The organism is Pseudomonas sp. R4-35-07, assembly GCF_003852235.1.
Classification (GTDB): Bacteria; Pseudomonadota; Gammaproteobacteria; order Pseudomonadales; family Pseudomonadaceae; genus Aquipseudomonas.
Map to the genome: position 1 here is coordinate 3216097 of NZ_CP027732.1, position 13183 is coordinate 3229279.

General features: G+C 61.1%; 13 protein-coding genes. 6 read left to right on the plus strand and 7 right to left on the minus strand.

The features are described from left to right. Nucleotides 1-264 precede the first annotated feature (264 nt). The 3 genes from C4J89_RS14655 to C4J89_RS14665 are packed head-to-tail and all read right to left on the minus strand — an operon-like array spanning nt 265 to nt 2585. On the minus strand, nt 265-1041 hold the full coding sequence (locus C4J89_RS14655) for a nucleotidyltransferase domain-containing protein (protein WP_124414835.1): 777 nt from the start codon (nt 1039-1041) through the stop codon (nt 265-267). Then, a complete protein-coding gene (locus C4J89_RS14660) occupies nt 1038-1517 on the minus strand; it encodes an ATP-binding protein (RefSeq protein WP_124414836.1) in 480 nt (159 codons plus the stop codon). Before C4J89_RS14660 ends, C4J89_RS14655 begins: the two co-directional genes overlap by 4 nt. 39 nt (nt 1518-1556) lie before the next feature. After that, a complete protein-coding gene (locus tag C4J89_RS14665; RefSeq protein ID WP_124414837.1) occupies nt 1557-2585 on the minus strand; it encodes a UV damage endonuclease UvsE in 1029 nt (342 codons plus the stop codon). 204 nt (nt 2586-2789) lie between these two features. Between C4J89_RS14665 and C4J89_RS14670 the strand changes: the two genes are divergently transcribed. Beyond that, a complete protein-coding gene (locus C4J89_RS14670; RefSeq protein ID WP_124363074.1) occupies nt 2790-3212 on the plus strand; it encodes a DUF2231 domain-containing protein in 423 nt (140 codons plus the stop codon). Beyond that, nucleotides 3209-4501, plus strand: a complete 1293-nt coding sequence (locus tag C4J89_RS14675) for a sorbosone dehydrogenase family protein (RefSeq protein WP_124414838.1) — start codon at nt 3209-3211, stop codon at nt 4499-4501. The genes C4J89_RS14670 and C4J89_RS14675 overlap by 4 nt, the downstream gene beginning before the upstream one ends. A gap of 42 nt (nt 4502-4543) precedes the next feature. Here the strand turns inward: C4J89_RS14675 and C4J89_RS14680 are convergent, their stop codons facing one another. Both C4J89_RS14680 and C4J89_RS14685 read right to left on the minus strand, forming a co-directional pair. Beyond that, nucleotides 4544-5947, minus strand: coding sequence for an MFS transporter (locus C4J89_RS14680; protein WP_124363076.1), 1404 nt, complete (start codon nt 5945-5947; stop codon nt 4544-4546). A gap of 142 nt (nt 5948-6089) precedes the next feature. Beyond that, nucleotides 6090-6620, minus strand: coding sequence for a GNAT family N-acetyltransferase (locus C4J89_RS14685; protein WP_124414839.1), 531 nt, complete (start codon nt 6618-6620; stop codon nt 6090-6092). Nucleotides 6621-6976: 356 nt separating this feature from the next. Between C4J89_RS14685 and proP the strand changes: the two genes are divergently transcribed. Then, nucleotides 6977-8479: a glycine betaine/L-proline transporter ProP gene (gene proP, locus C4J89_RS14690; protein WP_124367236.1), complete on the plus strand. Its 1503-nt coding sequence runs from the start codon at nt 6977-6979 to the stop codon at nt 8477-8479. A 51-nt stretch (nt 8480-8530) separates the two neighbouring features. Further along, complete coding sequence (locus C4J89_RS14695; protein WP_124363079.1) at nt 8531-9037, plus strand: GAF domain-containing protein; 507 nt, start codon at nt 8531-8533, stop codon at nt 9035-9037. On the opposite strand, the gene C4J89_RS14700 is transcribed toward C4J89_RS14695, so the two are convergent. Then, nucleotides 9012-9935 (minus strand): AraC family transcriptional regulator, encoded by a 924-nt coding sequence (locus C4J89_RS14700; RefSeq protein ID WP_124370896.1) that lies wholly within the window; start codon nt 9933-9935, stop codon nt 9012-9014. The two genes, C4J89_RS14695 and C4J89_RS14700, sit on opposite strands and share 26 nt — an antisense overlap. A 174-nt stretch (nt 9936-10109) precedes the next feature. On the opposite strand from C4J89_RS14700, the gene C4J89_RS14705 reads away from it, so the two are divergent. Next, nucleotides 10110-11132, plus strand: a complete 1023-nt coding sequence (locus tag C4J89_RS14705) for an alpha/beta hydrolase (protein WP_124414840.1) — start codon at nt 10110-10112, stop codon at nt 11130-11132. After that, entirely contained in the window at nt 11132-12319 is a 1188-nt protein-coding gene (locus tag C4J89_RS14710; RefSeq protein ID WP_124414841.1) for an MFS transporter, read from the plus strand. Before C4J89_RS14705 ends, C4J89_RS14710 begins: the two co-directional genes overlap by 1 nt. On the opposite strand, the gene C4J89_RS14715 is transcribed toward C4J89_RS14710, so the two are convergent. After that, nucleotides 12312-13133 carry a helix-turn-helix domain-containing protein gene (locus tag C4J89_RS14715; protein WP_124363083.1) on the minus strand — a complete coding sequence of 274 codons (822 nt, stop codon included), beginning with the start codon at nt 13131-13133 and terminating at the stop codon, nt 12312-12314. The two genes, C4J89_RS14710 and C4J89_RS14715, sit on opposite strands and share 8 nt — an antisense overlap. Nucleotides 13134-13183 lie beyond the last annotated feature (50 nt).

Here is a 13183-nt window from a genome sequence, read left to right on the forward strand (position 1 = left end):
GGTGGGTGGGGATGTGGACCGAGGGTAACGGTTCAAGGAGCAGGTGGGCAATCACCTGAGGCTAAAGGCACCTCTGAGGCGCAGATCGAAAAACCCCGGCCTCTGCCAACATCTCGGCCAACGCATGCGGCCATACCCTGTCATCCGATGATCGCAGTGCCTGAGCTGACCAATACCGATGATCGGCCATGACCTAGGCCTCCTGTTCAGTCCATGCGGCTTTGCGCTCGCGCATTAAATAGATTCCTTTCTGATCGCCACAGGTTATGCCGACTGCGAAACCATCCAGTCGATGAATGCATCAAGGCGCAGCAAGAACGCCTCACCCTCGGCGCTTGGGTTTCTGGCCTCGAACAGGAAGTAGGCGATTTGGGTGATCATGGTCGGGTAACGCTGCCGGAACAGCGCCACATGCTCCTCCAGCGTCTGCGGCCACATCGTGGCTTCTGCTGACCGCAGCGTATGCGTGGAACGGATCAACTTGCGCGCAGCTTCGCGCTGCAAACGCAGGCGTTGTGGTGTGTTCTCGGCTTGCGCAATGTCTGTTCGATAGCGGCTCAGCACCTGCACGAAATCATCGTTGAGTGCCAGGGCGATATCGCGGCTCGGCCGGAATGGCTCAAACCGCAACCCAAGGTCATCGCCCCACAGGCACCGGCAATGATGCTTGAGCCAGAACCCCCAGCGATTATGGTTCTGCGGTGCCAATACCTGTGCGCGGTGGCCGATGTCGAAATCGACCTTCGTGACACACGGATGCCGCTGCTCCAGCGCCAGCCGTGCCAGCTCAAGCTGCTTGAGCAGGCACTCGTCGGGGGCATCGCGCAGGATCAGGGTGAGGTCCAGGTCAGACGCTTCGACACTGGCATCGCCTCGGGCGACACTGCCGTAAAGGTAGATGCCATCCAGCCCGAATGCGGGCTGTGAAAGCGTCGCCACCGCATCCGCCAGCAAAGGTTCGAACTCAGACTGCACAGGCGCGGCGCCCACGGTGACAACATAGCCATTGGCGTCAACACCGACAGGTGGTTCAGCACTCATAAACTATGCACCTCGATCACCAGGCCTTCCTCTTCGCTCGGCACACGAAAGTGGCGAGTAATCAGGTCGAATTCGGCATCGGTGGCGGCGAAATCATGCTCGCCGCTGGCGTTGCGTGCGTGCAGTCGAGTCCGGCAGGTGGCGTCATCCAGCTCCAGGTAATGCAGGCAATGCGGTGCCTGGGCGGCCTGCGCCAGGGTGAGCAGCCATTCGCGATTGGCCAATGTGTTGGCCGGAAAATCCAGCACCACATTGACGCCCGACTTCAGCAGATCGATCACCAGCGGCTCCACGACACCGCGGATCTGCCGGGCACAGGCCAGGTAATCGGCGATGGTCTTGATCTGACCGGGATACAGCGTGGCGAGCCAATGGTCTTCGCTGAGCAAGATGGCAGCGTGATCGGTGGCAAGACTGCTGGCGAGCGTAGACTTGCCGGACGCAATCTTGCCGCAGAGCAGATGCAGGGTAGCCATGGGACGGTTCCTTTGTGGGGCCGCAAAGCATGCCATGTTTCAGGCGGATCGGTGCTGCCAATACGTATAGAACGCCAGGGCGGCGATGTTCTTGTCCTTGGCTTCGAGCATGATGTCGAAGCGATCCAGAAACTGCAGTGCATAGTCGTTGGTCCAGCGGTTCCACATTTGCGCGCTGTGGGCGTAGAGGTCGCGCTTGGACACCACTTTCAACAAGGCCGCCATTTCCAGTTTGTGCTCGGTGTCAAAGCCCAGGGCCTGCAGGCTTTCCGGGGGCTGGGAGTAATGCATCGTGGGCCGAACGCCGCGCCAGCTGTCGATGACTTGGGCGACGCGTGGGGAATCTGGGTCGATGTAGTGGTCTTCGTTGATCCAGCAATGGTGAATGTCCAGTACCACCGGCGCCAGGTCGGCGACTTGCAGGCAATGGTCCAGGCCGTAGGTTTTCTCATCATTCTCGAAGGTGATGCAGTTGCGCGCCACTTCGGACAGGCGCGACCACACCGCCCGCGTGCCTTCGACACCCAGGCGCCCGGCGATGTGCACGTTGCACTTGAGGTCCTGGAAGCGGCGGCCGTAACCCATCATGCGGATCATGTCGGCGTGGTACTCGAATTCGGCCAGGCTGTTCTCCACCACGCCAGGGTTTTCCGAGGCCAGCACACAGTACTGGCCGGGATGAAACGACAGGCGGATATCCGACGCCCGCGCCAGCTCGCCGATGGCGGCAGACCCTTCCTGCAATTGGCGCTGGATCGCCGGGTCCTGATACACAGCGGCAACGTCAGGGTGGCTGTAAAACGGCAACAGGTCACTGCTCAGGCGCAGCATGCGCAAAGTCGGCGGCAGCTCGGCGACGTAGGCCAGCAGGCGCAATTGGGCGGCGAGGTTGTGAGTGACCACTTCGACCAATTTATCCCGCGCCACCTTGGGCTCGACGCTTTTCATCCAGCGCAACGTAGTGGTACGCGGGTTGAACGGGCCTTCGATCAGCTTCAAGGCACTGGCCGAAGGCAGTCGTTCGGGATGCTTGTACTGGCATGCAAAGCCGATGCGCGGGTGGGTCATGGGAACGCCTGTAATAAGCAATGATGGTTAGAGGCTTAGGTGAATCCGGCGGGCAAGGGTTCGAAAAACATCCCGACACGAACCTTCGGTGAACTTTCTCACAAACAGCGCGTTCCTTTCCTATGCAAAGCCTATGTGCAAAGCCTATGCAAAGTCATCGCACGCCTAGCCAGGCGTGCCGAACGATAAGGAGCTGCATCCCCCATGACTACCCTTCCCGCCTACCGCTGCACGCCAGGCCCGCTGCATGCGACCTTGCTCGCCGGCAGCGTGCCGCTGTTCCTCGGCGCCACGCTCAGTGACATTGCCTACGGCCAGACCTACCAGATTCAGTGGGCCAATTTCGCCTCCTGGCTGATCGCCGGTGCGTTGGTGTTCAGTGGGTTTGCCCTGTTATTCGCCCTGGTCAATCTGCTGCGCGCCGAACGCAAGGCCGGGCGCCCTGCCGCTTACTTTCTGGTGTTGTTGGCCGCTTGGGTGCTGGGGCTGATCAACGCCTTCCAGCATGCCAAGGATGCCTACGCCATGATGCCGACCGGCCTGGTGCTGTCAGTGATCGTCACGCTGCTGGCGATGGTGGCGACGTGGATCGGCCTGACTAACCTGCGTTCGGGAGCTGCCCAATGAAAACCACCCACACCTTGACCCTGTTAAGCGCAGCGTTGCTGCTGGCCGCGTGCGGCGGCGAAGGCGACAAGACTCAGGTCCACGGCCCCGACCCCAAGTTACCGGCCCAACAAAGCAGCCTGCTGCCGAGCATGAAGATCGCCGAGCCCGTCGCCTGGGGCGACCAGAAGCCCAAGGTACCCGAGGGCTACAGCATCACGGCGATCGCCACCGACCTCGCCATCCCGCGCCAGACCCTGGTACTGCCCAACGGCGATATCCTCGTCGCCGAAGGCCGTGGCGGCAGTGCGGCCAAGCTCAAGCCCAAGGACGTGATCGCCAGCCTGATCAAGGCCGAGGGCAATACCAAGGTCAAGAGCGGCAACCGCATCACGTTGTTGCGCGATGCCGATGGTGACGGCACTTATGAACTCAAGACCGTGTTCGCCGACAACCTCAACGCGCCCTATGGCTTGGCTTACGCCGATGGGAAAATCTACGTGGCCAACCAGGACGCGCTGGTGCGCTTCGACTATGCCGACGGCCAGACCAAAGCCAGCGGCGCTCCGGTCAAGGTCACCGACCTGCCGGCGCAGATCAATCACCACTGGACCAAATCCCTGGCGGTGAGCGAGGACGGTCGCCAGCTCTATGTCGGGATCGGCTCCAACAGCAACATCACCGAGCGCGGCATGGAAGTGGAAATCGACCGGGCGATGGTCTGGCAGATCGACGCCGCGACCGGTGCGCACAAGCCCTATGCCACCGGCCTGCGCAACCCGACCGCGCTGACCATCCAACCGGGTTCGGGGCAGCTGTGGACGGTGGTCAACGAGCGCGATGAACTGGGCCCGGACCTGGTGCCGGATTACCTCAGCTCGGTGCGCGAAGGCGCCTTCTACGGCTGGCCTTATAGCTACTGGGGCCAGAACGTCGACCCGCGTGCGCAACCGCAGAACCCGGCCAAAGTGGCTGCGGCGATCAAGCCGGATTACAGCCTCGGCTCGCACGTTGCCGCACTCGGTGTGGATTTCTCCATCCCGGCCATGGGCGAAAAATTCGCCGACGGCGTATTCGTTGGCGAACACGGCAGTTGGAACCGCGATAATCCGGTGGGCTACAAGGTGATCTTCGTACCGTTCAGCAACGGCAAACCGGCTGGCGAGCCTGTGGACTTCGCCACCGGTTTTCGCGGGGATGATGGCAAGACCCGTGGTCGCCCGGTCGGTGTGACGGTGGACCCGAAAGGCGCGCTGATCATTGCCGATGACTTGGCCAACACAGTGTGGCGGGTAACGCGTAATCGATAAACCGACATTGCCGGAGCGGCTTGCCCGCTCCGGCATACTCCCTCAGAGGTCGGTGATTTCCTTATGACGCGGCACCAGCGTCTTCATCACGCTCCACGCCACCAGGTACGCCAGGGCACAGATCGCAAACATGATCATGTAGCCGGTGTGGATGTCGTTGATGGATTTGTAGTAGTCGAACACCCAGCCGCCGATCTTGGTCATTACCACCCCGCCCAAGCCCCCCGCCATGCCGCCGATACCGACCACCGAAGCGACGGTTTTCTGCGGGAACATGTCCGATACCGTGGTGAAGATATTGCACGACCACGCCTGGTGTGCCGAGGCGCCCACGCCGATCAGCAACACCGGGACCCAGAAGCTGATGTAGCCCAACGGCTGCGCCAGCAACACCACCAGCGGGAACAGCGCGATTACCAGCATGGCTTTCATGCGGCCATCATAGGGCGCGTCGCCCCGTGCCATGAAGTAACTGGGAAACCAGCCACCCCCGATACTGCCGACCATGGTCATGCTGTACAGCACGGCCAGCGGCATCACGATGTCGGCGCCCTTCATGCCGTATTGCGCCGACAGGTAAGTGGGCAGCCAGAACAGGAAAAACCACCAGACGCCGTCCGTCATGAACTTGCCGAAGGCAAAGGCCCAGGTCTGGCGATAGGTCAGCAATTTGAACCACGAGACTTTTTTCGGTGTTGCGCCCGCAGCCAATGGCGTGAAGGGTTGTACGGTCTGGTCGCTGCGAATGTAGGCCAGTTCTTCGGCCGACAGGCGTTTTTGCTGCTCAGGTTTTTCGTACACGGCGGCCCACACAGCCACCCACACGAAGCCCAGCATGCCGATGACCATGAAAGCCGCTTCCCAGCCCCACATCCCGGCGATCAATGGCACACAGATGGGCGCCAAAATCGCACCTACGTTGGCGCCCGAATTGAAGATCCCGGTGGCGAACGAACGCTCTTTCTTGGGGAAGTACTCGGCCGTGGCCTTGATCGCAATGGGAAAGTTGCCCGCCTCGCCAATCGCCAGCACCGCGCGTGACAGCATGAAACCGGCAATCGACACCGGAATCACCGCCAGCCCGACGGCAGTGCTGACCGCCGCAAGGCCCTCGCCCATCTGCACCGAGAAGGCATGCATGATCGCGCCGGTGGACCAGATGCCAATCGCCACGACGTAGGCGGCCTTGGTGCCGATCTTGTCGACAAACCGCCCGGCAAACAGCATGGAAATCGCGTAGACAAACTGGAACACCGCCGCGATGTTGGCGTAATCGGTGTTGCTCCAGCCAAATTGCGTGGACAACTGCGGCGCCAACAGGCTAAGCACCTGGCGGTCGAGGTAGTTGACGGTAGTGGCGAAAAACAGCATCGCGCAGATCGTCCAGCGATAGCTGCCGACCGCCTGGCCGACACGATGGGCACTGATGGGCTCGTTCAGATTCATGGCATCACTTTTTATTTTTGTTAGGTAGGACATATGTAACGTCATATGTCGTCGTACAACTGTGGCTTTTATATCGGGCTGCCTGGGCAGTGTCAATCTGAAAGATTGCTATGGACGAGGATTTACAGGGGTGTGAAAACTGTCAGGCTGAGGCGGTTGTAGGATGACAAACGCGCATTACCCTGCTGGGTGCTTGGCCGGGCACATCATCGAGCAGGCCGAATGGCTGCATGCCGATCTTTTCCAACACGCGGATCGACGCGGCGTGCTCCGGTCGTACCAACCCGAAAACCTCCGGTAGGCCCAGTGTTTCGAATGCCAGCACCAAGGCATCGCGCCCCACCTCGGTGGCATAGCCCTGCCCCCAGGCTTCGACGGCGAAGCGATAGCCGAGGTTGATGCGCGGCACTGTCAGGTAGTTGAGCGGCGCAATGCCGCCGAAGCCGATGATGTGTTCGGGAGCCTCACGCCGTGCAACCGCCCACCAGCCGTAGCCCAGGGCAGACCATTGGTCGAGCCAGCGCTCCAGCACGCGCTGAGCATCATCAACACTGACCATGGGGCCGGCGGGGTTGAACAGGTTGGTCTGGGGGTCGCTGTAGATGGCGAATAATCGCCGCACGTCAGCAGGCTGTGGTTGGCGGTAGATGAGGCGTGAATGGTTGTTTGGCATATAAATGACGTCCCTATTGGCGGCATAACGCTGCGAGCCCAGTGTAACCAGCAAAGACACACCTCTGTCATGCACAGCACTGGACAATGTGGGAGGGGGCTTGCTCCCGATGGCGGTGGGTCAGCAGCAGATGCATTCATTGACAGCCCCTCATCGGGGGCAAGCCCCCTCCCACATTAGAGTTTCGTTAACGCTTGGATACGCGCACTGCCGGGTGGCATGGATCACGACATTTTGGCTAATTCGAGAAAAAGTAGCCCAGTGGGTGAATTATTTAGTGTCCGCTTGTATCTGAAGTGACAGAGCGGTGCCATCGCGGCGATGGCGCCTCCCGTTCAGCTTCTAGAGTGGCCCGCATGAAATTACGTAAGAAACGCGTCAAACCCATCGGTTTGAACGACATCACCATTGTCGACGACAACAAGATGCGCAAGGCAATCACCGCCGCCGCACTGGGCAACGCCATGGAATGGTTCGACTTTGGCGTCTATGGGTTTGTCGCTTATGTGCTGGGCAAGGTGTTCTTCCCCGACGCGTCCCCCAGCGTACAAATGATCGCGGCACTGGCCACCTTCTCGGTGCCCTTCCTGATCCGTCCGCTGGGCGGTCTGTTCTTCGGCGCTCTGGGTGACAAGTACGGACGACAGAAAGTCCTCGCTGCCACTATCGTGATCATGTCCCTGAGCACCTTCGCCATCGGCCTGATTCCGGGGTACGCGTCCATTGGCATCTGGGCACCGATCCTGTTGCTGTTGTGCAAAATGGCCCAGGGTTTCTCGGTGGGCGGCGAGTACACCGGCGCGTCGATTTTCGTCGCCGAATACGCCCCGGACCGCAAGCGCGGGTTCCTCGGCAGTTGGTTGGACTTCGGCTCGATTGCCGGCTTCGTACTGGGCGCCGGCGTGGTGGTATTGATTTCCACTGTGCTCGGCGAGGCGGATTTCGAGGCCTGGGGCTGGCGCCTGCCGTTCTTCCTGGCCCTGCCTTTGGGCATCATCGGCCTGTACCTGCGCCACGCGCTGGAAGAGACTCCGGCGTTCCAGCAACACGTCGAAAAACTCGAGCAGGGTGACCGCGAAGGCCTCAGCCATGGCCCCAAGGTCTCCTTCAAAGAGATCGCCACCAAGCATTGGCGCAGCCTGCTGACCTGCATTGGTATCGTCGCGGCCACCAACGTGACCTACTACATGCTGCTCACGTACATGCCCAGCTACCTGTCGCACAACCTGCATTACGCCGAAAACAGCGGTGTGCTGATCATCATCGCGATCATGGTCGGCATGCTGTTCGTGCAGCCGTTCATTGGCTTTGTCAGCGACAAGATCGGCCGCAAGCCCTTCATCATCGCCGGCAGCATCGGTTTGCTGTTTTTGTCCATCCCGGCGTTCATGCTGATTACCAGCGGCAAGACCGGGCTGATCTTCAGCGGCCTGCTGATTCTGGCAATTGTGCTTAACTTCTTTATCGGCGTGATGGCATCGACGCTGCCGGCGATGTTCCCCACTCACCTGCGCTACAGCGCGCTGGCGAGTGCCTTCAACGTCTCGGTATTGATCGCCGGTATCACGCCAACGGCTGTGGCCTGGCTGGTAGAAAGCACCAATGACTTGTACATGCCTGCTTACTACCTGATGGTATTCGCCGTGGTCGGTCTGGTCACGGGCCTGACCATGAAGGAAACTGCCAATAAACCACTGCGTGGGGCGGCCCCGGCGGCCTCCGACATGGAAGAAGCCAAGGAACTGTTGCAGGAGCACCATGACAATATCGAGCAGAAGATCGAGGACATCGATGCTGAGATTGCGGCGCTCCAGGCCAAGCGCGAAAACTTGGTGCAGCAGCACCCAAGGATCAATTAAGACCTGGCTGTGCGTGGTCGCTGCCTGCGGCCACGCCTTTGGAGCGTTCAAATGATTCCAAGCGTCACCTCTGCCCAATCGCTGCTGAGCGCCGACGAACGCGCGGCCATCGCAGAAATCGAAGCGACCACCAACATCCTTAAACTGGTTACCCGCCTGACCGGCATGCGCTTCGCCGGCATCGCCAAATTCACCGACCTGGAATGGGTGGTCTGCTCGGCCTACGACCCCATGCAGATGGGCATCCATGTCGACGACGTGCTCGACCTGGAAACCACCCTGTGCAGTGAGTTCTGCGTCGATCCCCAAGCCTTGTTCGTCCCGCAGATCAGCCTCGACGGCCGCTTTGCCGCACGCCCGGTGGTCAAGCAATTCGCCATCGAGAGCTATGCCGGCGCGCCGATTTTCCTGCCCGACGGGCGCCTGTTCGGCGCGCTGTGCGCGCTGGATTCGCGCGCCATGCTGTTCGACGACCCCAACCTGCCAGAAACCCTGAGCCTGTTCGCACGACTGATCGGGTGCATCTTTTACGCTAACTTGACTCCGTCAGATCAGTAACACCTGCCCTGCCCCGCAGCGCGGCCATGTCGCGCTTGGGCGGTACGCCGAACAGGCGGCTGTACTCACGGCTGAACTGCGACGGGCTTTCATAACCGACTTTGAACGCGGCACTGGACACGTCCTGGTGCTCGTTCAACATCAAGCGCCTGGCCTCGTTCAAGCGCAGCCATTTCTGATACTGCAGCGGACTCATCGAAGTCAGTTGGCGGAAGTGATGGTGAAAGGTTGCCGCGCTCATTTGCACGCGTGCGGCCAATTCTTCCACGCGCAGCGCGCTGTCGAAATTCAATTTCAGCCAATCGATGGCCTTGGCGATCCGATACCCCTGCCCGTCCACTGAACAGATCTGGCGCAGTCGGCCGGCCTGGTCGCTCTTCAATAACCGGTAATGAATCTCGCGCTGGATCAACGGCGCCAGCACCGGGATTGCGTCAGGTTCATCCAGCAATGCCACCAAGCGCGCGAATGCTGCCAGCATGCCGTCCGTCACCCGGCCGATGCCAACCCCTTTCATCATCGCGCGCTCACGGGTTGGCGGCAGGCCGCCCTGGGCGATCAGCTCGGCGAGCATGCGCAGATCCAGCTTGAACATCAGCCCCAGGCACGGTTGCTCGGGGCTGGCGACCAGCACTTCGGAGTTGGCCGGAATATCCAGCGAGGTCACTAGAAATCGCGATGTGTCGTAGGGATAGCCCTCACCGCCGACCCACAACCGCTTCTCTCCCTGTACCACCAGCACGATGCTCGGTTCGACCATGCATACCACCGGCGCGGCCGGTTGTTCACGCCGATAGAACCCCAGGCCCGGGATCGGCATGGGGTAGTCGCCGGGCGCCGGGATGCGCGAGCCGATGGCCTGGATCAGCGCGTCCAGCGGCGATTGATGGATCGTCATAGGGCCCTTCCACTGCTTCACTGAATGTGTTGGCAGGACTTTACCCGCGCCAGCCCCAGGCGTCGCCGCCAAAGCGTGAAACTCAGAGGATCAGGCAAGTAATCCACTCAAATGCACTACAGAAGCCCGGCCGCCATCGGGAAAATGCTCGGACACTTCGCAAGGAACATCCCTATGAAACGCCTCTTGCTCGCGCTGGGTTTGCTGGTGACCTCCCTTTCTTCATTAGGAGCCGACATGTCCAAAGGTGCTGATAATTTCTACACAAGCGACACGGTGACGGCTGAGAACGTAACCTTCAACAATCAGTACGGCATGCCGGTCGCGGGCACGCTGTTCATGCCGAAAAAGCTGGCCGCAGGTGCCAGAAACGCGGCCATTGTGGTCGGTCACCCCATGGGCGCCGTCAGGCAACAAAGCGCCAACCTCTATGCCACTAAAATGGCCGAACAGGGCTTCGTCACGCTGTCCCTGGACCTGTCGTTCTGGGGCGAAAGCGCCGGCACGCCGCGCAACGCGGTGCTGCCCGACCTCTATACCGAAGACTTCAGCGCCGCCGTGGACTTCCTCGGCACCCGCCCCCAGGTCGATCGTGAACGCATCGGTGCTATCGGCGTGTGTGGCAGCGGCAGCTTCGTGATCAGCGCGGCGAAGATCGATCCGCGCATCAAGGCGATAGCGACCGTCAGCATGTACGACATGGGCGCCGCCAACCGCAACGGCCTCAAGCACGGCGTGACGCTGCAACAGCGCCAGCAGGTGTTGCGCCAGGCGGCCAACCAGCGCTATGTCGAGTTCCAGGGCGGCGAGACCGTCTACACCGGCGGCACGCCGCAGACCCTCACCGGCGACGCGGTGGGCGATGAGTTCTACGATTTCTACCGCACCCCGCGCGGCGAAGTCACCCCGCCAGGCGCCTCCAAGCTGACCACCACCCGGCCGACGTTGACCAGCAACGTGAAGTTCATGAACTTCTACCCGTTCAACGACATCGAGACGATCTCCCCACGCCCGCTGCTGCTGATTGCCGGGGCCGACGCGCACTCCCGTGAGTTCAGCGAAGACGCCTTCCAGCGCGCCGCCGAGCCCAAGCAATTGCTGATCATCCCGAACGCGGGGCACGTCGATCTCTACGACCGGGTCGACCTGATCCCGTTCGCCAAACTCACCACTTTCTTCCAGGGCTATTTGAAGTGATGTCTGCTACATCCCAAACCCAACGCTGGGGCGCCGTGCTGGCGATGTCGCTGGCGGCGTTCGCGCTGGTCGCTTCCGAATTCATGCCGGTAAGCCTGCTGACACCCCTGGCCGCCGACCTGCACACCACCGAAGGCCAGGCCGGCCAGGGCATTTCGGTGTCCGGGGTGTTTGCCCTGCTCACCAGCCTGGTGATCGCCTCGATCGCCGCGCGGGTGGATCGCAAGCGCCTGCTGATGGCGCTGACACTGCTGATGATCGTCTCCGGCAGCGTGGTGGCGTTCGCCTCGAACTATCTGGTGTTCATGCTCGGTCGTGCATTGATCGGCGTGGCGATTGGCGGCTTCTGGTCACTGTCGGCGGCCACGGCGATGCGCCTGGTGCCGCAGGCCCAGGTGCCGCGTGCCCTGGCCATCGTCAACGGCGGCAACGCACTGGCGACGGTGATTGCGGCGCCGCTGGGCAGCTTTCTCGGCGGCATCATCGGCTGGCGTGGCGCGTTTTTCTGTGTGGTACCTGTGGCCGTGATTGCACTGGTGTGGCTGCTGGTGAGCCTGCCTGCGCTGAAGAACAACGCCGAGGCGAAAGCCGGCAATGTCCTGAGCCTGATGAAAAACCCCACCGTAGTCCTGGGGATGGTGGCCGTCAGCGTGTTCTTCATGGGCCAGTTCATGCTGTTCACCTACCTGCGGCCGTTCCTGGAAAGCGTGACCCGGGTTGACGTCTCCACCCTGTCGTTGATGCTGCTGGTGCTCGGCCTGGCGGGCCTGGCCGGGACGTTCCTGATTGAACGCTTCCTGAAGCACCACTTGTACCCGACGCTGATTGCCATCCCGCTGATCATGGCAGGCATCGCCCTTGCACTGGTGGCGTTCGGCAGTTCCACCCTCATGACCAGCGTGTTGCTGGGCAGCTGGGGCCTGGTGGCGACCGCCGCGCCGGTGGGCTGGTGGACGTGGTTATCGAGAACCACGCCTGACAACGCCGAGGCTGGCGGTGGCTTGATGGTCGCCATCATTCAATTGGCGATTGCCGCAGGCGCCACGGTCGGCGGCGTGGCGTTCGACCTGAGCGGTTACCAGGCGACCTTCGAACTGAGCGCGGCCTTGCTGGTGGTCGCCACCGTGCTGGCCTACCTGGCGTCACGCCGCCCGCGGCCTGCCCGCATTATCAGCAGCGTTAGCTGAAAAACTGACTCGGCGTCTTGCCGAACTGTTTTTTGAACATGCTGGTAAAGGCGCTGGGGCTTTCGTAACCCAACTCAAGGGCCACATCGATAATTTTCTCGCCCACCGCGATGCGCTCCAGCGCCAACAGCAAACGGGCCTGTTGGCGCCACTGGCCGAAGGTCATGCCGGTTTCGCGGCGGAACAGGCGTTGAATGGTTTTTTGATCCAGGTCCAGGCGCTGGCTCCAATCGGCGACGGTGGACGCATCGCCCGGGTCTTGCTGCAGCGTCAGGCAGATGTGATTGATGCGCGGGTCGGCGGGCTGAGGAAGTGACAACGGCAGCGCGGGCAGGATAGCCAGCTCATCGAGGATCAGGCGCATGATCCTGGCGTCGCGCGAATCCTCGGCAAAGGGCGGTTTCAAGCTGACCGAAACTTTGATCAATTCACTCAGCAGCGGCGACACCGTCACCGTCTTCGGCTCGGTCGGCAGGTCCGGAAAGCTGTCCGGACGCACGAATACGCTGCGCATTTTCAAGGTGCCCACGCAACGCAGCGCATGCACCTGGCCACAGGGCATCCAGAACCCGCGATTGGGCGGCACGGTCCACTGGTTCAGCGCCGAATACACCACCATCACGCCGCCAATAGCGTAGAGCAGTTGATGCTTGTTGTGGCTGTGCTCGGGAATCACCCAGTTTTCCGGGTAGTCAGTGGCCGAGCTGATGACGGCCCAATCGCCTTCATCGATCTCTTGCAGGAATTTGTCGAGGGATTTGATGATTTCGCCCTTTTTGCGATGAATTACGCCCGAATTGCGCGAGACAGGCATTTGCGTCGACTCTAGCATGGCTCCCGAAATAATTAGAAATGGGCCGCCCG